At 69.4% G+C, this 23663-nt stretch carries 23 protein-coding genes; 13 read left to right on the forward strand and 10 right to left on the reverse strand.

The window, feature by feature from the left end; all coding sequences use genetic code 11:
- Positions 1-1791: an AMP-dependent synthetase/ligase gene (locus tag ACLQ2O_RS39845; RefSeq protein WP_425842684.1), complete on the forward strand. Its 1791-nt coding sequence runs from the start codon at positions 1-3 to the stop codon at positions 1789-1791.
- Between the two features lie 61 nt (positions 1792-1852).
- Here the strand turns inward: ACLQ2O_RS39845 and ACLQ2O_RS39850 are convergent, their stop codons facing one another.
- Complete coding sequence (locus ACLQ2O_RS39850) at positions 1853-2407, reverse strand: isochorismatase family protein (RefSeq protein ID WP_425842685.1); 555 nt, start codon at positions 2405-2407, stop codon at positions 1853-1855.
- A gap of 179 nt (positions 2408-2586) precedes the next feature.
- On the opposite strand from ACLQ2O_RS39850, the gene ACLQ2O_RS39855 reads away from it, so the two are divergent.
- Positions 2587-3216 carry a dihydrofolate reductase family protein gene (locus ACLQ2O_RS39855; RefSeq protein WP_425842686.1) on the forward strand — a complete coding sequence of 210 codons (630 nt, stop codon included), beginning with the start codon at positions 2587-2589 and terminating at the stop codon, positions 3214-3216.
- Positions 3217-3315: 99 nt separating this feature from the next.
- On the forward strand, positions 3316-3735 hold the full coding sequence (locus tag ACLQ2O_RS39860) for a VOC family protein (RefSeq protein WP_425842688.1): 420 nt from the start codon (positions 3316-3318) through the stop codon (positions 3733-3735).
- Here the strand turns inward: ACLQ2O_RS39860 and ACLQ2O_RS39865 are convergent, their stop codons facing one another.
- Both ACLQ2O_RS39865 and ACLQ2O_RS39870 read right to left on the reverse strand, forming a co-directional pair.
- A complete protein-coding gene (locus tag ACLQ2O_RS39865) occupies positions 3736-4326 on the reverse strand; it encodes an AAA family ATPase (RefSeq protein WP_425842690.1) in 591 nt (196 codons plus the stop codon).
- A gap of 34 nt (positions 4327-4360) precedes the next feature.
- Positions 4361-5338 (reverse strand): RNA polymerase subunit sigma-70, encoded by a 978-nt coding sequence (locus tag ACLQ2O_RS39870; protein ID WP_425842692.1) that lies wholly within the window; start codon positions 5336-5338, stop codon positions 4361-4363.
- A gap of 109 nt (positions 5339-5447) precedes the next feature.
- On the opposite strand from ACLQ2O_RS39870, the gene ACLQ2O_RS39875 reads away from it, so the two are divergent.
- Together ACLQ2O_RS39875 and ACLQ2O_RS39880 are read left to right on the forward strand one after the other, a co-directional pair.
- Positions 5448-5813, forward strand: coding sequence for a nuclear transport factor 2 family protein (locus ACLQ2O_RS39875; protein WP_425842694.1), 366 nt, complete (start codon positions 5448-5450; stop codon positions 5811-5813).
- Positions 5803-6393, forward strand: a complete 591-nt coding sequence (locus ACLQ2O_RS39880; RefSeq protein WP_425842696.1) for a hypothetical protein — start codon at positions 5803-5805, stop codon at positions 6391-6393. Before ACLQ2O_RS39875 ends, ACLQ2O_RS39880 begins: the two co-directional genes overlap by 11 nt.
- Positions 6394-6779: 386 nt before the next feature.
- Here ACLQ2O_RS39880 and ACLQ2O_RS39885 read toward each other — a convergent pair whose 3' ends face one another.
- The 5 genes from ACLQ2O_RS39885 to ACLQ2O_RS39905 form a co-directional block, all read right to left on the reverse strand.
- Positions 6780-7340: a cysteine hydrolase family protein gene (locus ACLQ2O_RS39885; protein ID WP_425842698.1), complete on the reverse strand. Its 561-nt coding sequence runs from the start codon at positions 7338-7340 to the stop codon at positions 6780-6782.
- A 184-nt stretch (positions 7341-7524) separates the two neighbouring features.
- The gene (locus ACLQ2O_RS39890; protein ID WP_425842700.1) at positions 7525-8418 is read right to left on the reverse strand and encodes a carbohydrate ABC transporter permease; all 894 of its coding nucleotides are present in this window, start codon (positions 8416-8418) and stop codon (positions 7525-7527) included.
- Between the two features lie 3 nt (positions 8419-8421).
- Complete coding sequence (locus ACLQ2O_RS39895; RefSeq protein ID WP_425842702.1) at positions 8422-9477, reverse strand: carbohydrate ABC transporter permease; 1056 nt, start codon at positions 9475-9477, stop codon at positions 8422-8424.
- An 8-nt stretch (positions 9478-9485) separates the two neighbouring features.
- Positions 9486-10748 (reverse strand): extracellular solute-binding protein, encoded by a 1263-nt coding sequence (locus ACLQ2O_RS39900; protein WP_425842704.1) that lies wholly within the window; start codon positions 10746-10748, stop codon positions 9486-9488.
- Positions 10745-12022, reverse strand: a complete 1278-nt coding sequence (locus ACLQ2O_RS39905; RefSeq protein WP_425842706.1) for a hypothetical protein — start codon at positions 12020-12022, stop codon at positions 10745-10747. The genes ACLQ2O_RS39900 and ACLQ2O_RS39905 overlap by 4 nt, the downstream gene beginning before the upstream one ends.
- A gap of 135 nt (positions 12023-12157) precedes the next feature.
- Here ACLQ2O_RS39905 and ACLQ2O_RS39910 point away from each other — a divergent pair, with 135 nt between their 5' ends.
- The 4 genes from ACLQ2O_RS39910 to ACLQ2O_RS39925 all read left to right on the forward strand — a co-directional run bounded on the left by ACLQ2O_RS39910 (position 12158) and on the right by ACLQ2O_RS39925 (position 16768).
- Positions 12158-13942 (forward strand): glycoside hydrolase family 36 protein, encoded by a 1785-nt coding sequence (locus tag ACLQ2O_RS39910; RefSeq protein WP_425842708.1) that lies wholly within the window; start codon positions 12158-12160, stop codon positions 13940-13942.
- A 199-nt stretch (positions 13943-14141) separates the two neighbouring features.
- Positions 14142-15173, forward strand: coding sequence for a LacI family DNA-binding transcriptional regulator (locus ACLQ2O_RS39915; protein WP_425842710.1), 1032 nt, complete (start codon positions 14142-14144; stop codon positions 15171-15173).
- An 87-nt stretch (positions 15174-15260) separates the two neighbouring features.
- Positions 15261-15911 (forward strand): LysE family translocator, encoded by a 651-nt coding sequence (locus ACLQ2O_RS39920; protein ID WP_425842712.1) that lies wholly within the window; start codon positions 15261-15263, stop codon positions 15909-15911.
- 329 nt (positions 15912-16240) lie between these two features.
- Positions 16241-16768 carry an AAA family ATPase gene (locus ACLQ2O_RS39925; protein WP_425842714.1) on the forward strand — a complete coding sequence of 176 codons (528 nt, stop codon included), beginning with the start codon at positions 16241-16243 and terminating at the stop codon, positions 16766-16768.
- Here ACLQ2O_RS39925 and ACLQ2O_RS39930 read toward each other — a convergent pair.
- Positions 16722-17951, reverse strand: coding sequence for an MFS transporter (locus tag ACLQ2O_RS39930; protein WP_425842716.1), 1230 nt, complete (start codon positions 17949-17951; stop codon positions 16722-16724). The two genes, ACLQ2O_RS39925 and ACLQ2O_RS39930, sit on opposite strands and share 47 nt — an antisense overlap.
- A 97-nt stretch (positions 17952-18048) precedes the next feature.
- Between ACLQ2O_RS39930 and ACLQ2O_RS39935 the strand changes: the two genes are divergently transcribed.
- The 4 genes from ACLQ2O_RS39935 (at position 18049) to ACLQ2O_RS39950 (ending at position 22412) form a co-directional block, all read left to right on the forward strand.
- Positions 18049-19026, forward strand: a complete 978-nt coding sequence (locus ACLQ2O_RS39935; protein WP_425842718.1) for a DUF5937 family protein — start codon at positions 18049-18051, stop codon at positions 19024-19026.
- Between the two features lie 190 nt (positions 19027-19216).
- Positions 19217-19888 carry a hypothetical protein gene (locus ACLQ2O_RS39940; RefSeq protein ID WP_425842720.1) on the forward strand — a complete coding sequence of 224 codons (672 nt, stop codon included), beginning with the start codon at positions 19217-19219 and terminating at the stop codon, positions 19886-19888.
- 55 nt (positions 19889-19943) lie between these two features.
- Positions 19944-20933 carry an EamA family transporter gene (locus ACLQ2O_RS39945; RefSeq protein ID WP_425842722.1) on the forward strand — a complete coding sequence of 330 codons (990 nt, stop codon included), beginning with the start codon at positions 19944-19946 and terminating at the stop codon, positions 20931-20933.
- A 93-nt stretch (positions 20934-21026) separates the two neighbouring features.
- Entirely contained in the window at positions 21027-22412 is a 1386-nt protein-coding gene (locus tag ACLQ2O_RS39950) for a carboxylesterase/lipase family protein (RefSeq protein WP_425842724.1), read from the forward strand.
- 2 nt (positions 22413-22414) lie between these two features.
- On the opposite strand, the gene ACLQ2O_RS39955 is transcribed toward ACLQ2O_RS39950, so the two are convergent.
- On the reverse strand, positions 22415-23566 hold the full coding sequence (locus ACLQ2O_RS39955) for an alanine--tRNA ligase-related protein (protein ID WP_425842726.1): 1152 nt from the start codon (positions 23564-23566) through the stop codon (positions 22415-22417).
- Between the last annotated feature and the right edge of the window lie 97 nt (positions 23567-23663).

Raw genomic sequence — 23663 nt, forward strand, 5'->3', positions numbered from 1 at the left:
ATGCGTGAGTACACCGTTCCTGCTGTGATCGAGGCCCCGACCACTGGCGGGCTGGCCGATCCGGTCTGGGCGAACGCGTCGTCGCACCCGGGTACGGCGGTCTTCAGCAAGCGGGTCGAGGGCGGCTGGCTGGACATCACCGCCGCCCAGTTCGCCGAGCAGGTCGCGGGCGTGGCCAAGGGCCTGATCGCGGCCGGCGTGAAGCACGGCGACCGGGTCGCCCTGCTCAGCGCGACGCGGTACGAGTGGACGCTGATCGACTACGCGATCTGGAGCATCGGCGCCGCGACCGTACCGATCTACGAGACCTCGTCGGCGTCGCAGATCCAGTGGATCCTGACCGACTCCGAGGCCGTCGTCGCCGTCGTCGAGAACGCCGCGCACGGCGCCGTCGTCGAGTCCGCCCGCACCGAGGCACCGACGCTGCAGGAGGTCTGGCAGATCGAGTCCGGCGCCGTCGACGAACTGACCGTGCTCGGCCAGCAGATCAGCGACGCGGAGCTCGACAAGCGCCGTACGGCGGTCGTCCCGGGCGACCTCGCGACACTGATCTACACCTCCGGCACGACCGGGCGGCCGAAGGGCTGCAAGATCAGCCACGCCAGCTTCCTGGACGAGCTCGGTACGGCGACCAAGGTGCTGCCGACGCTGTTCCGGCTCGAGGGCGCGTCGACGCTGCTGTTCCTGCCGCTGGCGCACGTGTTCGCCCGGATCATCCAGGTCGGCTGCGTGATGATGCGGGTCAAGGTCGGCCACACCGCGGACGTGAAGAACCTGGTCGCGGACCTCGGCGAGTTCAAGCCGACGTTCATCCTGAGCGTGCCACGGGTGTTCGAGAAGGTGTTCAACACCGCGAGCCAGACCGCGCACGCGGCCGGCAAGGGCAAGATCTTCGACGCCGCCGCGGAGACCGCGATCGCGTACTCGCAGGCGCTCGACAAGGGCGGCCCGGGGCTCGGCCTGAAGGCGAAGCACGCGCTGTTCGACAAGCTGGTCTACGGCAAGCTGCGCGCCGTGCTCGGCGGGCAGGTCGACTACGCCGTCTCCGGCGGTGCGCCGCTGGGCGACCGGCTCGGCCACTTCTTCCGCGGCATCGGCGTACCGGTCCTGGAGGGCTACGGCCTGACCGAGACGACCGCCGCGGTCTCGGTGAACCTGCCCGACGACATCCGGATCGGCACCGTCGGGCGCCCACTGCCGGGGGTCTCGGTCGGTGTCGCCGAGGACGGCGAGCTGTGCTTCAAGGGTGGCCAGGTGATGCTCGGCTACTGGAAGAACGACGAGGCGACCGAGGCCGCGATCGACGCCGACGGCTGGTTCCACACCGGCGACCTCGGTGAGTTCGACGCCGACGGGTTCATCAGGATCACCGGCCGCAAGAAGGAGATCCTGGTGACGGCCGGTGGCAAGAACGTGGCGCCCGCCGTACTGGAGGACCGGATTCGCCTGCACCCGCTGGTCAGCCAGTGCATGGTCGTCGGCGACGGCAAGCCGTTCATCGCCGCGCTGATCACGATCGACACCGAGACGATCGGCAGCTGGGCGTCGAAGCACGGCAAGCCGGGCGATCTGGAGTCCCTCTCGACCGACAAGGACCTGATCGCGGAGATCCAGACCGCGGTGGACGACGCCAACACGGCCGTGTCCAAGGCGGAGGGCATCAAGAAGTTCACCATCCTGCCGACCGACTGGACGCAGGAGAACGGTGAGCTGTCCCTCAAGCTCTCGCTGCGCCGCCACGTCGTGATGAAGAAGCACGAAGCCGACGTGGAAGCGCTGTACAGCAAGTAGGTCCGGGGGCTCCCCCACATACCCCCACGCGGCGACGAGCTTGCTCATCGCCGCATTGCGTTCAGCTGCTGAAGTCGGCTTCGGCTGTGCTGGTCGTACCTGCCGTCCGGCCCGGGGCCTGGTGATTTTCCCAGTACAGGTTGGTGTGGGAGATGACCAGGTCCGGGGTGGGTGCGCCCCACTCGGACAGGTCTTCGGTGGTGTGGGCGTCGGCGACGAGCGTCGCGTCGTACCCGCGGGTGATGGCGCCGTGGAGCGTCGAGCGGATGCACTCGTCGGTCTGGGCGCCGGAGACGAGCAGCCGGCCGATCCCGCGCGCGGCGAGGACCGACTCCAGGTCGGTCGCCTCGAAGGAGTCGGGGTACTGCTTGTGGACAATCGACTCCCCCTCGGCGTGACGCAGCTCGGCGACGTACTGCCACTCGGCCGTGTCGCGCTTCAGGTTGTCGCTGCTGTGCTGGACCCAGACGACGTCGACGCCGGCCGTGCGGGCCTTGCCGACCAGGGTCGCGATGTTGGCGACCACGGCATCGCGGTCGTGGGTGCCGTCCATCACGCCGTTCTGCACGTCGATGACGAGCAGCGCCGTGTTCGGTCGATCGGTCAGCGTGGTCATGAGCCCTCCCAGGACGAACAAGGTCTGATCTGCCGATGCTAGAACCATCCGTCGACAATCTGCCGATTCGGCGGCGGCAACCATCCGTCGACAATCTGTCGATTCGGTGGCGGTCCGTTCGACGCCAGGGGTGAGAGGCGGTCCGGCCGGGACCGCCGCGCACCTCAGGAGCCGAACCGATGCGACTGACCTTGCACACCTTCCTGACCTCCGACGGCGTCGTGCAGGGCCCGGGCGGCCCCGACGAGGACCGCAGCGGCGGGTTCGACCTCGGCGGCTGGGTCGTGCCGTACGCCGGGCCGGAGTTCGACGAGATTGTCGACAACTGGTTCCCGCGGGCCGAGGCGATCCTGCTCGGGCGGTCGACGTACGAGATGTTCCTCGGCTACTGGCCGCGGGTCACCGACCCGGACAACCTGATCGCGGCCAAGATCAACGGGCTGCCCAAGTACGTCGCCTCACGCACGCTGCGGGAGCCCACGTGGGAAAACACCACTGTGGTGGAGTCGGTCGAGCAGGTCCGCGCGCTGAAGGAGCAGCCGGGCGGCGAGCTGCAGGTCCACGGGAGCTGCGGACTGGCGCAGGACCTTCACCGAGCCGGGTTGATCGACGAGTACCGGCTGATCACGTTCCCGATCACGCTCGGCCGGGGCAAGCGGCTGTTCGCCGAGGGCCTGCCGCCGACGGCGTTCACCGTCGTCGAGTCGCGCACGGCCGCGAACGGGCTCTCGTACGCCGTACTGACGCCGACCGCGATCACCCCCGGCGGCGAGTACGTCGTGGTCGACGGAGCGCTGGCGGTCGGCTGAAACTACCCTGGGAAAGTGCTCATTGGGTGAGCACTTATCTGGCGAAGGATGGACTCATCGCGGTGGACACGCCACCCGGCCAGACCCAGGGAGTACCCGATGTTCCGAGGATTCGCCACCATCAGCTTCTACGCCGACGACCTGGCCGCGGCCCGGGACTGGTACGCCGAGCTGCTCGGCCAGGAGGCCTACTTCGCGTTCCCGGCCGCGCCGGCGCCGCCGGCGTACATCGAGTTCCGCGTCGGCGACGACGCCGACGAGCTGGGCTTCATCGACCGCAAGTACGCACCGCCCGGCGCCGCCAACGCCCCCGGCGGCGCGGTGATGCACTGGCACGTCGACGACCTCCAGGCGACGTTCGACCGGCTGCTCGCGCTGGGGGCGAAGGAGTACGAGTCGATCACCAAGCGCAGCGAGGACTTCGTCACCGCCTCGGTGGTGGACCCGTTCGGCAACGTGCTCGGCATCATGCACAACCCGCACTACCTGGAGATCGTCGAGGCCCGTCAGTCTCGCTGATCACGGACGGCCGAACGCCTCGACGACGCGTTCGGCCGTCTGCTGCGCGGTGAGGTGGGTGTTGTCGATCCGGACGTGGTCGTACCGCTCGATCAGGTCCTCGGCCTTGGTGCGGGGGCCGCCGGTGTTGAGTGTGTAGCCGGCGTCCATCTCCAGCAGGTTCGCCTGCGAGAACTCCAGATCGCGCTTGCTGGCCTTGCGTTCGAGCCGGAACGGTGTGCTGTTGCGGGCGAGCCGCTCCGACTGCTCGGTGTACAGCTCGACCAGCCGGCCATGGCCGCCGTGAGACTCGGCGATCTCGAGGTACGACGCGATCACCGCGGTCTCGTCGGCATCGTCGAGATCCCACACGAAGGTGAACACCAGCCCCGGCAGGTCCGAGGCCGCGGCCTCCTCGATCACCCGGCGGCGGAACTCCGCCACCAGCCGCCCGAACGGCGGAGAGCCGAACGGGAAGATTTCCAGCATCGGCTCGATGATCGCGTGGTTGTGGAACAGCTTGAAGCCGGTCCGCTCGCACAGCGCGTGCCCCACGGTCATTTTCCCGACAGCGGCGGGTCCGAAGATGATCACCAGGTCCACACCGGACATGGTGCCAGGGTGTACACCGGACGGACGAAGCCTTTTAGCCCGGCAGCACCTTCTCGAGCGCGGGCTCGAGGAACCGGGTGATCCGGCCGATCCGCTCACCGTCGACCGTGAGCACGAAGCGGCCCGCGTACCAAGGGATCTGATCGTCGCCGATGAAGTAGCAGCTGAAACCCGGCTGGTGGTTGCACCCGCACGCGTCGAGCCGCAGCCGCGCACCGCGGCGCCCGTCCGCACTCGCCCGCAGGAACGCCGCGATCGCGGTGGCACCCTGGTACTCGTGCGGGGCCGGGGGCATCGCCAGCCACGCGTCGTCGGTGAGCAGACTCGTCACCGCCTCGATGTCATCGGCAACAAACGCCGCCGCGAACCGCCGGGCGACCACCCATTCGCCCTCACGGTCCGCTGACACATCGACCGCCCGCTCCCCCTCAGGTTCGGCGGGCGCGGCTGAGATCGGTTGTTTCAGCGAAGCACGGGCTCGTTGCAATGCGCCCTTGACGGCCGTCGGGGTGGTGTCCATCTGGTCGGCGACTTCGGCGATCGTGAAGCCGAGGACGTCGACCAGCACCAGCGTGGCCGCCTGGCGGGGTGGGACGCGTTGGAGGGCGGTGACGAACGCCAGTTCGACGGTCTCCCGGCGTACGGCGTGGTCCTCGAGCCACGTGTCGGGGTACGGCTGGAGCCAAGTGATGTCGCCGCGGCGGGTTGGCTCCGGTGGGTCGAACGGCGGGAGCGGCTCGGTCGGTGGGCGGCGTTTGCCGTCGCGGATCGCGTTCAGGCAGCGATTGGTGGCGATCCGGTAGAGCCACGTACGCAGCGACGACCTGCCCTCGAACCCGTCGAGCCCGGTCCACGCCGCGAGCAGGATCTCCTGCAGCAGGTCGTCGGCGTCGGTGACCGAGCCGAGCATCCGGTAGCAGTGCAGGTGCAGCTCGCGGACGTACGGCGCGGTGAGCTCCTGGAACGCGCGCTCGTCCCCACCCTGCGCGCGCTCCAGCAACTGACTCGTCATCGCCACATCGTGCCAGCCCGCCAGGACAGTTTCGGCGCGGAGCGTTCCGATCGGGGTCCGAGCGGTGTCAACACAGTCATCAGCCCGTTCGACCGGAAGGAACCACCCGATGACCCAGCCGACCGCACTCGACATCGCCCTCGCCTACCACCGCGCCTGGACCGGGCACGACTTCGAGGCCGCGATGCAGTACGTCGCCGACGGCATCGTCTGCCTGGCCCCCGCCGGACCGATCGAAGGCGCCGAGGGCTTCCGCGCCTTCATGGAACCGTTCTCGAAGCTCCTGCTCGAGTCCACCCTGCTCTCGGCGTACGGCGACGAGTCGACCGCACTGCTGATGTACGACACCCGCACGGTCCCGGTCCCCAGCGCCCCCGCCGCCGAGCTCCTCACGATCGAGTCGGGCCGCATCACCCAGCTCCGCATCATCTTCGACCGCCAGCCCTTCACCGAGGCCCGCGCCGATGCGCGCTGACCGCGCCCGAGGCCAGCAGCTGCTCGACGAGCTCGCCACCGCGTACGACGAGGTCCCGGGCGTCGACCGCGCACCGATGTTCGGCAGCGAGGCGCTGCGCGTCACACCCGGCGAACCCGGCCGCAAGGCCCCGCACGTCACACCCGGTGAACCCGGCCGCGAAGCCCCGCACGTCACACCCGGCGAACCCGGCCGAGAGGCCCTGCGCGTCACACCCAGCGAACCCGGCCGCCCGAGCGCTTCACTCCGCGCGCCAGGTGACGAGAGCGGGGCCGCGGCGACGAAACGGCCGGCCCTCACCGCCAGCAGACCGAGCGCGTCCGGCAGGTCGGCACCCAAGGTGTTCGCGTTCGTCGGCCGCGAGGGCCAGCTGATCGTCAAGCTGCCGGCACCCCGCGTCGCCGAGCTACTGGCTGCAGGCGAAGCAGAGCCGGTGCACGTCGGCCGCAACGCAACCCGCGAGTGGGCAGGCATCCCGTACTCGGCCGACCGCGCTCAATGGCGCAAGCTGCTCGCGGAGGCGCACGCGTTCGTCGGCGCTGCAACGCCCGAAGGTCGTCGCGCCAATCGCGATCGGTGAAAGCAACCGCTGCCGCATCAGCGCGAACGGTGAAAGCGGCGGTCGCCACGTCCGGCACGATCGGTGAAAGCGACCGCCGCCGCAAGAGCCGAGGCCGGTGAAAGCAACTGTCGCCGCAACAGCCACGACCGGTGAAGACGACCGCCGCCGGATCAACCGCAGTCGAAGAAGGCGGCGTCGCCGCGTCAGGCGCGGCTGGTGAAGGCGGCGATCGCCGCATCAGCGCGATCGGTGAAAGCGACCGCCGCCGCCTCAGCCGAGGCCGGTGAAAGCAACCGCCGCCGCGTCAGCACGAACGGTGAAAGCGGCGGTCGCCACGTCAGGCACGATCGGTGAAAGCAACCGTCGCCGCATAAGGCACAGTCGGTGGACGCGGCATCGCCGCGTCAGGCGTGGTTGGTGAAGACAACCGTCTTCGCGTGCGGGACGATTTCGGCCTGGTCGCCCAGTGCCCATTCGGCGACGCGGGACACGACCTCGGCGGGAATCGCCTCGCCGAGACCGGGCGTCGCCGGCACGCCGGTCGTCGCGTGCGCGTCGTGCGGCAGGACGACCCGATAGCCGCGGTCCAGCGCCGTACGGGCGGTCGCGCTCACGCACATCTCCGACATCAACCCGCAGACCGCCAGCGACTTCACGCCCCGCTCCGTCAGCAACTCCCCCAATGAGGTCTCCCGGAACGCGTCGTCGTACTCCTTGCGGATCACCGGCTCACCCTCGTACGGCGCAAAGTGCAGCTCCCACCCGGCAGCCCCCGGCGCATCCACCTGCCCGGCGTCACCGTCGTTCTGCACGTGGACGATCAGCGCCCCACTCTCCCGCGCCGCCGCCAGCAACCCCGAGACCGTCTCCACCAACTGCCGAGCATCCGGTACGGAGTGCGCACCGCTCACGTGCCCGGCTTGGACGTCGATGATCACCAGGGCGTCAACAGGCAGCACGGTCATGCGGTGATCATCAGCGAGCCCGACCGACCGGTCAAACAGGTTTCGGCCACCGGAGCCCCGCCTCGCCGAAACCGCCGCACCACCATCTCCCCTTTACCCCCTTGCCTCGCCGAAGCCGTTGCACCGTCGCCGTGCCCGAAGCCGCCGGCCCGCCGAACCATCCCGCCGAAGCCGTCGGCCAAGGTCACCGCCCGCCGGTAAACGTGATGCCGTTGGTGATCTGCTTTTGGGCCAGGAAGAAGATCGCCAGGCACGGCAGCGTGATCAGCACTGAGGTTGCCATCAGCAACGGGGTGTCGGTGCCGTTGACGGACTGGAAGCCGGCCAGGGCCAGCGGCAGGGTCTTCCACTGGTCGGAGTTGATGTAGATGGCCGGGCCGAGGAAGTTGTTCCAGTAGCCCATGAACAGCAGGATCGAGATCGCCACCACCGCGGGGCGCGCCAGCGGCAGGTACACGAGCAGGAACATCTTGAACCAGCCGCACCCGTCGACCACCGCCGCGTCGGCGAGCTCGGACGGCATCCGGGAGAAGAACTGCCGGAACAGGAAGATGTAGAACGGCGACCCGAAGAAGGCCGGCAGGATCAGCGGGTACAGGGTGTCGATCATGCCCAGGTTGTTGAACAGCATGAACTGGGGAACCATCGTCACCTCCCCCGGCAGCAACATCGTCGCCAGCACGACGGCGAACACCACCCCGGAGAACCGCACCCGCAGCCGCGCGAACGCGAACCCGGCCAGCGCGCACGAGAACACCGTGCCGACGATCGGGATCAGCGTGGTGAGCAGCGAGTTCAGCGCGTACCGCCAGAACGGGAACGACGTGATCGCCCGCGTGTAGTTGCTCCAGAGGAACTCGCTCGGCCAGATGCTCGCGCCGGCGCTGCCGACCCCGGCGAGCGAGCGCAGCGACGTCGCGATCATCCACAGGAACGGGTACACGAAGGCGAGCGACCCGAGGCCCAGTACGACGTACAGCACGAGCGTGACCGGCAGGTTGCGCCGCCAGTACGGCCGGTCCGCGCGACGGACAGTCGCGGAGACCTCAGCGCGGCCGGTGTCGACCAGTACGGCCATGGCTCAGCCCTTCCTCAGGCGCGGGCGGCGGCGCCGTCCGCCCATCTCGGTCTCGTAGTAGATCGCGAAGGCGCTCCCGCGCAGCGTCACGGCCGTCAGCGCCATGATGATGACGAACAGGATCCAGGCCAGGGCCGAGGCATAGCCCATCCGGAAGTTCTGGAACGCGTTGTCGTACAGGTAGTAGACGAAGAACAGCAGCGAGTCCTTCGGGCCGCCGTTGACGATGAAGCCCTGGGTGAAGATCTGCAGCGCGCCGATGATCCCGGTGAGCACGTTGAACAAGATGATCGGGCTCAATTGCGGCAGCGTGACGTGCCAGAACAGCCGCAGCGGTCCGGCGCCGTCGAGCGCGGCGGCCTCGTACAGGGTGGTCGGCACGTCCTTCAGGCCGGCCAGATAGATCACCATCGCGCCGCCGACCGTCCACAGGCTCATCAGGATCACCGTCGGCAGCGCCCAGGACGCGTCGTTGAACCAGCCCGGCCCCTGGATCCCGGCCTTGGCCAGCATGTCGTTGACCAGCCCGTACTGCGGGTTGAAAACCCAGAGGAACAGCACGATCTGGGCCACGCCGGACACCAGGCTCGGCAGGTACCAGATCGTGCGGAACAGGCGGATCCCCGGCAGGTCGACGTTCATCAGCAGGGACACGGCGAACGCGAGCGCGGTCTGCAGCGGGACACTGATCACGGCGTACAGCAGCGTGACCTTGATCGCCTGACCGACGCGCGGGTCCTGGAAGGCCTCGGAGTAGTTGGCCAGGCCGACGAACTTCGGCGGCGTGATCAGGTCCCACGAGGTCAGACTGACGTAGACCGAGGACAGCATCGGGCCGACGGTGAAGATCAGGAAGCCGATCAGCCAGGGCGAGATGAACAGCCAGAACGCGATCGTCTTGTCGGCCCGCGGCCACTTCCGCTTCGCCCCGTACGCCGCCAGCCCGATCACGGCGTACAGGACGATCAGCAGGACCAGGAACGGGACCAGCGGCACCAGGGCCGCGGGAACTCCCCAGGACTCCGCGAGCTGGCGGATCCATCCGATGGTCGGGTTCACGGTCTACCTCACTGCTTCAGGGCCGCGGTGCACTTGTCGTTGAGGCCGGGCAGGATCTTGGCCACGTCGTCCTTGCCGCTGCCGAGCGGCGTGTAGCTGGTGATGCCCTTGTCGGCGTCACCGGCGATCTGGCCTTCCCGCGGCACCGACGGGCTGATCTGACCGGTCTTCATCGCGGTGGTGAAGGCGGCCAGGTTGCGCGCGGCCGGCAGCACCTTCTCCAGCGTCGGCGTCGAGGCGGCGATGATCGGTACGCCGAGGGCGGTGTTGCCCTGGATCAGCAGGTCCTGAGCCACCTGCTGCGTGCTGGCGAACTCGACGAACTTCTTCGCGGTCTCGGCCTTCTTGGCGCTCGCGTTCTTCGCGATCGCCAGGCCGCCGATCTCCAGCGGGAACCCCTTGCCCGGCACCGGCACCAGGGTCCAGTTCGGCTTGCTGATCTTGGCGAAGTCGGCGACCGTCCACGGCCCGAAGTCGCTGAAGGTGCCGAGCCGGCCGGCCGCGAACCACTGCGCCTGGTCCTGGCCCTCGATGTCGATCGAGTTCGGCGCGAGGCGCTCCTTCTGCAGGTCGACGATGTACTGCGCGGTCGAGATGCCCTGGCTGTCGCCGAACGTGCAGGCGGTGGCGTCGGCGTTGTAGAAGCCACCGCCGGCCGCGGTGAGCCAGCCCTTGAACCACATGTTGCTGGTCCCGAACACGCGGCTCTTGCCCTCGCCGTGGGACAGCTTCGCGGTGATCGTCTTGAACTCGTCCAGCGTCAGCGGCGTGGTCGGGCTCGGCGCCGGCAGCCCGGCGGCCTTGAAGGCATCGAGGTTGACCGCCATCACCTTCGGCTTCGCGGTGAACGGGGTCGCGTAGTACTTGCCCTCGAACTTCAGCGCTTCGGAGATGTTCGGCTGGACGAACTTGCCCGGCTCGACCTGCTGCTCGGCGAAGCTCGGCGCGAACCCGGCCAGGTTGTTGTTGCTGATCTCGATCACGGTCGACTGCGTGCCGGCCGCGATCGAGGTCTGCAGCTTCTGCTCGTAGTCGGCCTGGATCCAGTTGGTGGTGACCTTGGTGCCCGGGTTGGCCTTCTCGAAGGCGGCCGCGATCGCCTTCAGCGAGGCGGCCTCGGAGTTGGTGCCCCAGAAGGAGAAGGTGATGTCGCCGTTTTCTCCCGCGCCACCGCTGTTGGCGGCCGGCTGGCTGCCGGTCGCGCAGCCGGCGGCGATCAGCAGGGCGGTGAGTCCGGCTCCGAGCGGGAGCAGGCGGTTGCGAAGTTTCATGAGGGGTCCTTCGTCTCTGTGGTCACCCGGACGGTGCCGCCGGGCTGGATGGTGCAGGTGCCGGCTGGTCCGACGGTCACCGTGAGCGGCCCCGGTCCGCTGTGCACGGTGACCTCTGTCGTGTGCCGTCCTTCTTGGGCGATGCGTAGGTCCCACTCGCCGACCCGGACGTGGTCGGCGGTCAGCCGGCCGATGTCGGCCGGCAGGTGGGAGTCGATGGACAGGACGGCCGAGGCGGCGTCCGGCCGGAGCCCGAGCAGCCCGGCCACCAGGTGGTGCACGACGGTGAACGAGACCTCGGGATAGTCGTCGCGGCTGTCGATCAGGTGCCGGATCCAGCGCCAGGCGGACTCGTCGCGACCGTGCCGGAAGAACACCTCCGGCAGGTAGCTGAAGGCCTCGATGTTCTTCGGCGGGGACAGCTCGAGCTGCTGCTCGACGAAGTCCAGGAACGACTCGTTGCGCGGGCCGTCACCGGTGAGCCCGGTCATCGGCCCGATCCAGCTCGCCTCCAGCCCCCAGCCGAAGTCGAGCCCGTGATCGACGGTTCTTCCGCGGGCGAACCGGCCTTGCTGCTCGTCCCACCAGGTGGCCAGGAACTCCTCCTGGATCTGTTGGGCTCGCTGCCGGAACTCGTCGCCGTACCGGCGGCTCATCGCGATCAAGGCGGCGTACTGCAACGCGATTCCGTCGGCGGCGACGATCAGCGGATGCTCGGCGTCCTGCTCGTTGTACGTCGCGGAGCCGACGAAGATGTCGCCGGTCCCGGGTGCTTCCGGTACGCCGTCGCCGTCGTGGTCGTGCACGGCGACGAACTCACCGAGCGAGCGCAAGTAGTACGCCGCGAGGTCGGGATCGTCGAGCCAGCGCCGGTCGCCGGTCCAGTCGTACTGCTCGAGCGCGCGCCAGGTCACGTCGAAGACCGCGGGGATCTCGCGCACGAACTCGTCGTCGCCGCGGTAGTCCAGCGCGGCGATCTCGCCGTCGAAGTGGAAGGCCCACACCGGGTACCACTTGCGGACCGCGGTGGCGGAGGCGGCGAAGTGCCGCAGCATCGCGAAGTTCTCCGCGTCGAGGCCGAGCAGGTGCGCGCCGCCGGCTTGGTGGCAAACGTCGCGCGAGTAGAACATCTCCCGCGACGGATATCCGGCCCAATACGACGGCAGGTTGGCCGGTGCCGCGTCCGTCATCACCCACGCCAGCGCCCGCTCACGCGCCCAGGCGAAGGCGTTCTCGACGTACGCGCTGTCCGACGTGACGGTCAGCTCCGGCATCGCGGCCACCTTTCGACGAATCCGTGTTTAGCGGTAAAATTAGCACAGGTCGGGCATTCGTCAACACCTTGGGACGAGCTCGATTTTACCGCTATAGTCGATGCCGAGAGTTCGTCACGACGACAGGAGTCGCCCATGCCCGTCCCGCCCCAGGCCTCGTTCGAGGTGCGCTCCCCCGACGGCTCGACGACGCGGCCCGCCACGGTGTCGGCGGCCTCGGTCAGGGAGCTGGGCGCGCCCGCGGCCGGGGTGCAACTGGTGGAGATCGTCGCCGCCGACCTGCGGGTGGATCCGGTGCGGATCCGGTGGACCTGGCCGGTCGAGGGCGCGGCGACGCTGTGGCAGGCGACCCAGGGATCGCACCGCAACCTCCCGACCGACTGGGGTTCCCAGCGCGACGTCCGCTCGGTCCGGTCGGCGCCGGTCGCGGCCTTGATCCGGACCGACGACGTGAGCCCGCTGGTCGTTTCCCTGGCCTCGAGTGTGCGCGGCTGCGACTTCGCCGTCGGGGTGAACGAGGAGACCGCCGAGCACCTCGTCGAGCTCGTGGTCGACGACGTCGAGCTGGTCGACGGGCAGCACCGGTTCACGCTCCGGATCGACCTGCGCGCGCTGCACTTCGCCGCCGCGCTGCGCGGCGTGACCGACACGTGGACGGCCGAGCTCGGCGACCGGATCGCGCCGGTGCCGGAGGTCGCGCGGACCGCGATGTACTCGACCTGGTACTCAGACCACCAGCACGTGTCGGAGGAGTCCGTCGAGCGGCATGCCTCCACCGGCGCGCAGTACGGATGCAGCGCGGTGATCGTCGACGACGGTTGGCAGACCGACAACACCGCCCGCGGCTACGCGTACTGCGGTGACTGGGAGCCGACCAGCAGCACCTTCCCGGACATGGCCGAGCACGTACGCCGGGTGCACGCGCACGGCGTCGACTACGTGCTGTGGATCGCGCCGCCGCTGATGGGCCGGCACTCGAAGGCGTGGGAGCGGTTCAGCGACCGGACCCTCGGGTTCCTCGACGACGAGGAGACCACGGTCGCGCTCGACCCGCGGTACCCGGAGGTCCGCGAGCACCTGGTCGAGTGCTGCGTCCGGCCGGTGCGCGACTGGGGTGTGGACGGGCTGAAGATCGACTTCATCGACAGCTGGGCCTGGAAGAACCCACCGCCCGCGCCGGAGGGCGACTGCGCGACCGTGGACGAAGGCGTCGAGCTGTTCTTCGCCGCGGTCAGGGACGAGTTGCAGCGGTTGCGACCGGACCTGCTGATCGAGTTCCGGCAGGACTACGTGAATCCGCGACTGTGGCAGTACGGGACGTTCCTGCGCGCGGGCGACTGCGCGCTGGACGCGGTGGAGAACCGGGTCCGGACGGTCGACGCGCGGTTGCTCGCCGGGGATCGGGCGGTGCACGCGGACATGCTGATGTGGCACCCCGAGGCGTCGCCGGAAGCCGTGGCGGAGCAGTTCATCGGGGTGCTGTTCAGCGTGGCGCAGGTGTCGGTGGAGCTCGAATCGTTGCCGGAGGCACACGATCGGGTGGTGCGGCACTGGCTCGGGTTCCTGCGGGATCACGCGGCGACGCTGCTGCGGGGTGAGCTGGTGCCGGTGCGGCCCGATGCCCGGTACACGCAGGTCGCGGCGATCTCGGCCGAGGAGACGATCGTGGCCGTGTACTCGAACCCGGTGGTGCGGCTGGCGGCGCCGGCCGGCGTACTGGTGCTGGTGAACGGCGGCAACGAGCCGACGGTGCTGCTCGACGGAGCCGGTGATGCGCCGGTCGAGGTCGTGGTGTCCGACTGCTCGGGCGTCGAGGTGCGGCGGAGCACGACGACGCCGCCGGCGGGGTTGTGGGCGGTCGAGGTTCCGGTCGGCGGGGTGGCCAGGATCGAGCGGATCGAGGGGGTCATCGTGAACTGACCAGCGGCGATCGACCGAGGCTGGTCGGACGAGCGGCGGATCGGCCACCGCTGGTCGAACGAGCGGCGGATCGGCCACCGCTGATCAGGCGAGCGGTGATCGGCCGACGCTCAATGGACGAGCGGTGACCGGCCGACGCTGGTTGGATGAGGGGTGGCCCGGTGGGTGTGCTGGGGTGCGGTGTGACGAAGGGGGTTTGATGGCGACCGAGCAGAAGAGGCCGATCGTGAACCGGCGGACGACCGTGGCCGACGTGGCGCGCAAGGCCGGAGTGTCGGCGATGACCGTGTCCAACGTGCTGAACGCGCCGCACCGGGTGAGCGACCAGACGGTGGCGTCGGTGCGGGCCGCGATCGACGAGCTCGGGTACACGCCGAACCACGCCGCCCGCGCGTTGTCGTCGGGTCGCAGCCAGGTGATCGGCCTGCCGCTCTACCTGGACGACACCGTGGTCGACGAGCAGAATCCGGGGCTCGGGGGGTTCCTGCACGGGCTGCTGGGCGGGTTGGTGAAGGCGGCGGCGGGCGGCGGCTACGGCGTGCACGTGACGACGCCGACCGAGGGCAAGACCGAGATCGCCTTGTACGAGCAGCTGATCGCCGCGCGGCAGGTCGACGCGATCGTGGTGCTGGAGACGATGCCGCACGATCCGCGCATCGAGTTCCTCAGCACGAAGGGGTTCCCGTTCGTCGCCTTCGGACGGACCGCTCCCGGGCAGCGGCAATGCTGGGTCGACGTGGACAACGTCGAGTCGATGGCCACGATCGGGCGCTACCTGCGCTCCAGGGGGCGCTCGCGCCCGGCGTACCTGGGGACGAAGAGCGAGCTGCCGTGGGTGCACCAGCGGGAGGAAGGGTTCCGGCGGGAGTTCGAGGCGCCGCGCCTGTCCGCTTCGTTCGACGATCTGGACGAGGTCGGTGCCTACGTGACCGCGGCGATGGAGGGCGACAGCCCACCGGACGTGTTCGTTGCCGACAACGACGCGTGGGCCGTGGTCGCGATCCGGGCCTTGCAACGCCTCGGCGTCACCGTCGGCGAGGACGTCGCTGTCACGGGCTTCAACGACTTCCCCTTCGCCAGCATGCTCGACACTCCGCTGACCACGGCCCGGATCCCTCTCCGCGACGTGGCCCTCAGCCTGTTCCACCGAGCCCTGCATGAAATCGCAGGCGAACCCGACCAGCCAGGTTGCCTGATCACCGCTCCCCTGGTCATCCGCGCCAGCGCCTGAACGTCGTCTCACCTGGGGAAAATCCCGCGGCGAGGGGCGGGGTGGCTGTTAGGTTCTTCGAGGTAGTGGCGGCAGGAGGGGACGCGGATGATTGTCAGCACGGAAGCACTGGTCGGGATCGCACTGATCGAACTGGGTCTGGTGGTGATGCCCGGGCCGAACATGATCTACCTCGTCTCGCGGTCGGTCGTGCAGGGACGTCGGGCTGGGCTCATCTCGCTGGCGGGGGTCGGTACCGGGTTCGTGATCTACCTGCTCGCGGCGGCTGCTGGGCTGGCGACGTTGTTCGCGCTGGTGCCTGAGATCTACGTGACGCTGAAGCTCGCAGGCGCGGCCTACCTGCTCTGGCTGGCCTGGAAGGCGCTTCGCCCTGGCGGTAGTTCCGCGTTCACGCCGGACGCGCTCGAGCCGGATCGCCCGCGCAAGCTCTTCGGCATGGGGCTGCTCACCTGCCTGCTGAACCCGAAGATCGCGATCCTCTACATCTCCCTGCTGCCGCAGTTCGTGGACCCGTCCCACGGTCACGTCGGTGCCCAGAGCCTCATCCTCGGCCTCACGCAAACGGCGGTCGGCGTCGGCGTGAACGCGATCTTCGTGATCACCGCCGGCTCGGTCGCGATCTTCTTCAGCCGCAAGCCGCTGTGGTCCAGGATCCACCGCTACGTGACGGGCACCGCGTTGGCCGTGTTCGCCGTCAAGCTCGCCACGGACCGCGCCCAGCCGGTCGCGGCTCCGTAACCGCCGGGCTCGGAGGCCGGTACGGTCGCGGGATGGGTTGGACGGAAGTGCCCCGGTGGGGGGACGTGGCCTGCGGAGCTGCCCGGCGAGAGACCGCGAGCGAGAGCACGGGCGCCGGCGCGAGTGCGGGCGCGGGTGCGAGTGCGCGCGCGGGTGCAGGCGCGGACGCGAGCACGCGCACGGGTGCAGGCGCGGACGTGGACGCGAGCGCGGGTGCGGGAACCGACGCGGGCGCGGGCACTGGTGCGGACGCGAGCGCGGGTGCGGGTGCGGGAACCGACGCGGGTGCGGGCGCGGGCGCGGGCGCTGGTGCGGATGTCCATCGCACGGTGCCGACTCGGGTGGTGGTGATCGGCGTGGCCGGCGGCGGGAAGTCGACGGTGGCTCGGGCGTTGAGTGAGCGGCTCGGCGTACCGCATGTCGAGCTGGACGCCCTGTTCTGGCAGGCCGGCTGGACGAAGCTCGGGGAGGACGAGTTCGCCGAGCAGGTGCAGGCGGCGACCGCGGCCGGTGAGTGGGTTGTCGACGGCAACTATTCGGCGCGGATCCGGCAGCTCACCTGGGGCAGGGCCGAGCTGGTGGTCTGGGTGGACCTGCCCCGGGCTGTGGTGATGTGGCAGCTGGTCCTGCGCACCGTACGGCGAACGGCAACCGGCGTGGAACTGTGGAACGGGAATCGTGAGCGGCCACTCAGGGATCAGCTGAGCCGCGATCCTTCGCGGTCGATCCTGGTGTGGGCCTGGCGAACGTACGGCCCGACCAAGCGCGAGTACGAGGCGGTGGACCAGTCCGCGTTCCCGCAGGCACGGTTCATCCGGTTGCGGTCGCGACGGCAGGTTCGGCGGCTTCTGCGCTGAGCACCTTCCTGGCCAAGATCAGCGTGACCAGTACGCCGAGGACGCCCGCGCAGGTGATGGTGAGGTTGGGGCGGATGAAGGTGCCGACGACGCCGGCCAGAGCGATCGTTACGCCTTGGACTGTCATCAGGCCGCTGGTCTGCACGGTGAAGAGGCGGCCTCGGTACGACGGGTCGGCGGCGGCCAGGATCATCGGGTCGACGGCCTGGTTGAAGGCGTGGCCGAGGCCTGCGACGGCGAGGAGCAGAGCCGCGCCCGCGACCGAGGGTGCGAAGACGAAGGCGATCGCGGGGAGTTGGGTTGCCAGGAGTAGCGGGACGAGCAGGCGGCGGCGGGTGTTGGGGGCCAGGCGGGTGGCGACCAGTTCGCCCAGGACGGTGCCGGCGGCGTAGCCGGTGAAGAGGGCTCCGGCGGCGGATGCGGCGGCGCCGGTTTGGGCGGCGTACGCGACGGCCAGTCCGTCGGGGACGGCGGAGAAGGCCGGGGCGGCCCAGGTGAGGAGGAGCAGGTTGCGGACCTTGGGCGTGGTGAAGAGGTAGCGGAGTCCTTCGCGGGAGGCTTGGAGGGTGCTGCCGCCGGCGCCTGGTGCCGGGGTCGACGGGGTGCCGAAGCGGATCAGTACGGCGGACAGCACGAAGGTCAGGACGTCGAGGGCGAGCAGCCAGGTCGGACCGACCGCCGCGACTGCGATCGCGCCGAGGGCGAAGCCCGTGAGGACTGTGGTTTGGCTGATTGTGCGGAGAAGGGATCGGCCCGTCGGGAAGAGGTCGGCGGGGAGCAGTTGGGTGAGGCTCGCCGAGCGGGCGCCGGCGAAGATCGGGGCGATCAGGCCGGTGAGCAATAGGAGGCCGAGCAGGGCTGCGACCGGCAGGCCTGGGATCAGCATCGCGGCGATGGCCAGCGCGCTCAGCAGGTCGCAGGTGACCAGGAGCGGGCGCGCCGGGTAGCGGTCGGCGATCGAGGAGAGGACTGTCCCGCCGAGGGCGTACGGGAGGAACGAGCAGACCAGGACCAGCGCCGAGAGCAGGGGTGAGCCGGTGCGGTCGAAGACCAGGATGGAGAGCGCGACCTGCGCGGCGACGGTGCCGATCATGGAGACGGCGTGCGCGGTGAAGACGGCGCGGAGGCCGGGGATGCGCAGGACGGAGAGGTAGCCGGTGGCAACGGCAGGCGGAGTGATCACAGGGCGAGGATGATCCCGCGACACCCGCCAGCACTATAGTTTCGGGAATGACCGAAAGTTTGCTCCGCAGCGGAGGCGCCGCGACAAGGTCGAGCCGATGACCGTACTGCGGTTCAGCCGGGCCGACACCGTGCGCTGCCGGTTCGGGGTGTCGCCGTTGTGGGAGACCGTGTCGGCGGTACGAGTGCTGCACGGGAGCAAGCACCGCCCGCTCTACTCCCCCTGGGTCGCGGCGAAGGCCAACGCAGCAGCGCACCTCGATCTCACGCGACTGCGCGCGGTGCAACCACGGACCGGGTTCACGCCGGACTTCCTCACTCCCCCGCCCAAGGCATCCCGCGCCAAGTTCAGCACCGAGATCGCCCGCGTCAGAGCAGCGCCACTGGAAGTTGTCCGGACGGAGCTCGAGCGGTCCCGGGACGAGTTGAACAACCCAGCCGCCGCCGAGATCGACCGGATGCTGACAGATCCCGCAGGCACTCGGGAGCGGTTGGCCGACGAGATCGAGCACGCCTGGACAACACTGATCGAGCCCGACTGGCCGGTGATCAGCCGGGTGCTCGACGACGACATCGCCCATCGCGGCGAGCAACTGACCAGCGGCGGCCTGGCGAAGCTGTTCGACGATCTGCACCCGACGCTGACGTGGGAGGACGGGAGTCTGGTCGCGTCGCGCTACCGCGAGCCGGATCGTGAGCTCGCGGGTGAAGGCCTGCTGCTGATCCCGTGCGCCTTCGCCTGGCCCTACCTGGTCACGATCGTTGCCCCCGGCTACCAACCAACGCTGGTCTACCCCGCGCGCGGCGCAGCGAGGCTCTGGGACGACGCACCGACCGCCCCCGATCCGCTCGCCACCCTGCTCGGCCGCACCAGGGCGACCCTGCTGACCGCGCTGGACCCACCGGCGACGACCAGTGCGCTCGCGGCGCAGTACGGGCTCGCACTGGCGACAGTGGCCGAGCACCTGGCCGCCCTGTACGGCGCTGGGCTGGTGACGCGGCGCCGGACGGGACACCAGGTGCACTACCGGCGTACCGACGTCGGGCAGGCCGTGGTCGACGCATCCGTCGGCTAGGGCGTGTCTGGTAATTCTCGCCGTAGCGAGCAGGTGCTCGGTGCGGTAGCTCGGAGTGCTGGAGTGAAGCCCTCGATGTTTTTCCATCGTGGGCTTTGCTCCAGTGCTCCGAGGTGCCGTGCCGAGTGCCGCGCAGTAGGCGAGAATTGCCAGACACGCCCTAGGAGCAATCACCCGTCAGAATGCTGGAGTGATCAAGGTCCCGAAAGCAGCAGCGCTCGGCAAGAAGCACATGCGCAGGTGGCCGGCTTCGCTCGCGGTGCTCGTCGTACTGGCGTTGCAACTCACAGTGCCGGCCCAGGTGCTGTCGCTGCCGCGCTGGCTGCTGCCAGCACTCGGGGTGGCGCTGCTGGTGCCGCTGGTATGGATGAACCCGTTCCACCTCAGCCGCGACGAGCCCTGGCTCCGGTGGATCGAGCTGGTGCTGCTCGGCGCGCTGGTGGTGTTCAACGGGATCTACCTGGCCGGGCTGATCGACTACCTGGCCTCAGGCAAGGCCGTCGAGGGCACGGTGCTGGTGAAGGCCGCGCTACTGATCTGGGTGACGAACGTGGTCGCCTTCGCGGTCTGGTACTGGGAGGTGGACCGCGGCGGGCCGTTCGCCCGGGCGCCTGAGCACGAGCGCGAGGTCGAGCGGGCGGACCTGCTGTTCCCGCAGATGACGGCCGAGATTCCTGGGTGGGAGAAGTGGCTGCCCGGGTTCACCGACTACCTGTTCGTGGCGTTCACGGCCGCGACCGCGTTCAGCCCGACGGACACGATGCCGCTGTCGGCGCGGGTCAAGGCTCTGATGACGGTGCAGTCGGTGATCGCACTGCTCACGATCGCGGTGGTCGCGGCCCGCGCGGTCAACGTGCTCTGACCAAGGCCTGGAAACACCCTCGACGCCGTGTAATGGGTGTGCCAGCATTACGCCCATGACACAGGATGCCGCCCGGACCAAGTCGATCGGGCTCGGATTCGCGCTCTTCTCGGCGATCACGTTCGGTGGGTCGGGGCCGTTCGCCAAGGCGCTGATCGGCGCCGGGATGTCGCCGCAGCAGGCCGCCTGGCTGCGCATCCTGGGGGCCGCCGCGCTGCTCGTCCCGCTCGTGCTGATCTTCCGCGGCGCGGCCGGACTCCGCGCCGCGCGCGCCTCCTGGCCGCAGCTCGCCCTGTACGGACTGACCGGGATCGCCGGCTGCCAGACGCTGTTCTTCATCGCCGCCAGCCGGTTGCCGGTCGGCGTGGCGATCCTGCTCGAGTTCTCCGGGCCGGTGCTCGTGGTGGCCTGGCTCAAGTTCGGCCGCAAGGTCGCCGTACCGAAGTCGGCCGCGCTCGGCGTCGGCATCGCGCTGGTCGGACTCGCGACCGTGGTCGAAGTCTGGTCCGGCGTCCAGCTCGACCTGGTCGGCCTGCTCGCCGGACTCGGCGCGGCCGCGTGCCAGGCGACGTACTTCATCCTGATCGACAAGCTGACCGGCGTCGCCGACCCGCTGGTGATGACGGCCGCGGGCAGCGTGGTCGGCGCGATCCTGCTGACCGCGATCGCTGCGCCGTGGGGCATCCCGTGGAACGCGCTGACCGACACGATCGCGATCGGCGAGCGGTCGGCGCCGGGGTGGGTGTTCGCGGCCTGGCTGATCGTGGTCAGCACCGTCGTCGCCTACCTGGCCGGCGCGGCCGCGGTCCAGCGGCTCTCGGCGGCGATCGGCGGTGCCGTCGCGTACGTCGAGGTGGTGGCGGCGACGCTGTTCGCGTGGATCCTGCTCAACGAGACGCTGAGCACCAGCCAGATCATCGGCGGCGCGATCGTGCTGCTCGGGGCGTTCGTCGCGCAGTCCTCGGTCGGCAAGGTCGCGCCGCCGGAAGTCCCCGGCCCGGACGAGCCCGCCCCGCTGGACCTGACCCCATCGGCTCCTCTTTGAGCACGCACCAGCCGTTTTCGGCGGCCGGTCGTGGCTGAGCCGTGCTCAAAGTCGGCTGGGTCCGGGGTACGGAGTCGGTGCGAGGATAGGCCCATGGAGCTGACAGTTGAGGGCGGACGGATCCAGGGCGCCACGACCGACGGGGTGACCGCCTACCTGGGCATCCCGTACGCCGGAACGCCGATCGGGTACGACGCCCCGAAGCCGGTCGTCGGCTGGGACGGCGTCCGCGCCGCGACGACGCTCGGCCCGACCGCACCGCAGCCGCCGTACGACCCGCCCTTCGACGGGCTGCTGGCGAACCCGATCACGGCCGGCGACGAGTTCCTCAACGTCAACGTGTGGACACCGGGCGGCGAAGGGCTGCCCGTGATGGTGTGGTTCCACGGCGGCGCGTTCCGCAACGGGTCGAACGCCGCACCCGGGTACGACGGGAGCGCGTTCGCGCGCGACGGTGTCGTGCTCGTCGGGGTCAACTACCGGCTCGGGGTGCAGGGCTTCGCCGTACTGCCCGATGCGCCCAGCAACCGTGGGATCCTCGACCAGCTCGCGGCGCTGCGCTGGGTGCGCGACAACATCGCGGCCTTCGGCGGCGATCCCGGCCAGGTGACGATCTTCGGCCAGTCGGCCGGTGGGATGAGTGTGGCGACCCTGGTATCGATCCCGGCAGCGAAGGGCTTGTTCCACCGCGCGATCGTGCAGAGCGGGTCGGCCGAGGTGACCGCGCTGGACAGCGACCTCGCGCTCGTGTCGGCCGAGGTGGCCAAGCGGCTCGGCGTGGAAGCGACCGCCGCCGGATTCTCATCCGTGGAGACCGCCCGACTGATCGACGCGCAGCGGCGGGTGTCGACCGAGATGCGGGCCGCTCCCGACCCGGCGCGCTGGTGTGTGACGACCATCAAGGGTGGCGGCGGCATCATGCCCGTGTTCCCGGTGATCGACGGCGAGCTGATCCACGAGCAGCCGCTCGCGGCGATCAAGGCCGGCGCCGCGGCTGACGTCGAGCTGATGACCGGTACGACGCGCGACGAGTTCAACTTCTTCAGCGTGCCGAGCGGGCTCGCCGCGGGCATCACCGCCGAGATGCTGCCGCCGCTGCTCGCACGAGCCGGCCTCGACCCGGCGCTGGCGCGGAAGCACACCGGCACGCCTGGCGAGATCTTCACCGCGATCATGACCGACCACGTCTTCACTCGGCCGACCATCCGGCTCGCCGAGGCGCAGCAGGCAGCCGGCGGTACGGCGTACGTGTACGAGTTCACCTGGGAGTCGCCGCTGGAGGGGCTCGGGTCCTGCCACGCGATCGAGCTGCCGTTCGTGTTCGACACCCTGGCGACCGCGACGTCCCCGCTGTTCGGGTCGGAGCCGCCGCAGGAACTGGCGGACCAAGTGCACAAGGCCTGGGTGGACTTCGCGAAGACCGGGAGCCCGGGCTGGTCGCCGTACGAGCCGACCACCCGGGCTGTCCAGGTCTTCTAGAGCTAGAGCAGCGAGTCCACCAACTCCCGTGGCAGGCCGTGGGTCTCGTGGAGGTACTCGAAGTCGCTCTCGTCGAGCGGCTTGCGGAAGCGGTCGTGACTGAGGATCTTGCGGCCGCGCTCGAGCAGGTTGGTGAACCGGATCTCCTCGTCGATCATGATTCGGCGCACCAGCGTGACCAGCTCGCCCTGGTGGAAGTGGTCCAGGGTCTGCTGGAACAGCTCGATCGGCAGGTCCGACAGCGAACGGTTCTCGTCGTCGCGCCACAGGATCGTCAGCACCCGGCGGATCAGCCGGCGCAGCACGTAGCCGCGGCCGGTGTTCGACGGGTGCACGCCGTCGCCGACGATCACGATGCTGGAGCGCAGGTGGTCGATGACGATCCGCTCCGAGGTCTCGTCGAGCTTCCACAGCTTCGGCACCGTCTCCGTCCACGGCTCGAACAGACTGGTCTCGTACACCGACTTCTTGCCCTCCAGCAGCATCGTCAGCCGCTCCAACCCGAGACCGGTGTCGATGTTGCGCTGCTCCAGCGGCTCCAGCGAGCCGTCGTCGAGGCGGCGGTAGCGCATCATCACGTGGTTCCACAGCTCGACCCAGCGGTCGTCGGTGGTCGGGGTGCCCTCGGGTGAGCCCTCGCCGGTCCAGATGAAGATCTCCGAGTCCGGGCCGCACGGACCGGTCGGGCCGTTCGACCACCAGTTCTCGTCGGTGGTCAGCTCGATCGGCAGCCCGATCGACTGCCAGGTGCGCAGCGACTCCTGGTCCAGCTCGACCTGGTCGTCGCCGCCGAAGACGGTCACGTACAGCTGCCCGGGGTCGATCCCGAACCGCTCGGTGAGCAGCTCGTACCCCCAGCGCAGCGTCTGCTCGCTGCCGTAGTCGCCCATCGACCACGAACCGAGCATCTCGAACACGGTCAAGTGGGTCGGGTCGCCCACCTCGTCCAGGTCGGTCGTGCGCAGGCATCGCTGCACTCCCACCAGACGTCTGCCCAGCGGATGTGGCTCACCTTCCAGGTACGGCGTGAGCGGGTGCATGCCCGAGGTCGTGAAGAGCACCGGATCACCGGGGCGCGGGATGAGCGAGGACCCCGTGGTCGGGGTGTGGTCGTGCTCGGTGAAGAAGTCGACGAAGGTCTTGGTGATGGTCATTTCGGGTCCTTTGAGGGTTGGACCGGAAACGATGCTGGCCTCGGAAACGCGAAAACCGGCGAACCGTTTCCGGTCGCCGGTTTCTGTGAGGAAGATG

The sequence above is a fragment of the Kribbella sp. DT2 genome (assembly GCF_049844575.1).
Taxonomy (GTDB): domain Bacteria; phylum Actinomycetota; class Actinomycetes; order Propionibacteriales; family Kribbellaceae; genus Kribbella.

Coding starts and splice junctions, on each gene's coding strand:
- ACLQ2O_RS39845 (WP_425842684.1), top strand. CDS start 1: ATGCGTGAGTACACCGTTCCTGCTGTGATCGAGGCCCCGACCACTGGC.
- ACLQ2O_RS39850 (WP_425842685.1), bottom strand. CDS start 2,407: ATGACCACGCTGACCGATCGACCGAACACGGCGCTGCTCGTCATCGAC.
- ACLQ2O_RS39855 (WP_425842686.1), top strand. CDS start 2,587: ATGCGACTGACCTTGCACACCTTCCTGACCTCCGACGGCGTCGTGCAG.
- ACLQ2O_RS39860 (WP_425842688.1), top strand. CDS start 3,316: ATGTTCCGAGGATTCGCCACCATCAGCTTCTACGCCGACGACCTGGCC.
- ACLQ2O_RS39865 (WP_425842690.1), bottom strand. CDS start 4,326: ATGTCCGGTGTGGACCTGGTGATCATCTTCGGACCCGCCGCTGTCGGG.
- ACLQ2O_RS39870 (WP_425842692.1), bottom strand. CDS start 5,338: ATGACGAGTCAGTTGCTGGAGCGCGCGCAGGGTGGGGACGAGCGCGCG.
- ACLQ2O_RS39875 (WP_425842694.1), top strand. CDS start 5,448: ATGACCCAGCCGACCGCACTCGACATCGCCCTCGCCTACCACCGCGCC.
- ACLQ2O_RS39880 (WP_425842696.1), top strand. CDS start 5,803: ATGCGCGCTGACCGCGCCCGAGGCCAGCAGCTGCTCGACGAGCTCGCC.
- ACLQ2O_RS39885 (WP_425842698.1), bottom strand. CDS start 7,340: ATGACCGTGCTGCCTGTTGACGCCCTGGTGATCATCGACGTCCAAGCC.
- ACLQ2O_RS39890 (WP_425842700.1), bottom strand. CDS start 8,418: ATGGCCGTACTGGTCGACACCGGCCGCGCTGAGGTCTCCGCGACTGTC.
- ACLQ2O_RS39900 (WP_425842704.1), bottom strand. CDS start 10,748: ATGAAACTTCGCAACCGCCTGCTCCCGCTCGGAGCCGGACTCACCGCC.
- ACLQ2O_RS39905 (WP_425842706.1), bottom strand. CDS start 12,022: ATGCCGGAGCTGACCGTCACGTCGGACAGCGCGTACGTCGAGAACGCC.
- ACLQ2O_RS39910 (WP_425842708.1), top strand. CDS start 12,158: ATGCCCGTCCCGCCCCAGGCCTCGTTCGAGGTGCGCTCCCCCGACGGC.
- ACLQ2O_RS39915 (WP_425842710.1), top strand. CDS start 14,142: ATGGCGACCGAGCAGAAGAGGCCGATCGTGAACCGGCGGACGACCGTG.
- ACLQ2O_RS39920 (WP_425842712.1), top strand. CDS start 15,261: ATGATTGTCAGCACGGAAGCACTGGTCGGGATCGCACTGATCGAACTG.
- ACLQ2O_RS39935 (WP_425842718.1), top strand. CDS start 18,049: ATGACCGTACTGCGGTTCAGCCGGGCCGACACCGTGCGCTGCCGGTTC.
- ACLQ2O_RS39945 (WP_425842722.1), top strand. CDS start 19,944: ATGACACAGGATGCCGCCCGGACCAAGTCGATCGGGCTCGGATTCGCG.
- ACLQ2O_RS39950 (WP_425842724.1), top strand. CDS start 21,027: ATGGAGCTGACAGTTGAGGGCGGACGGATCCAGGGCGCCACGACCGAC.
- ACLQ2O_RS39955 (WP_425842726.1), bottom strand. CDS start 23,566: ATGACCATCACCAAGACCTTCGTCGACTTCTTCACCGAGCACGACCAC.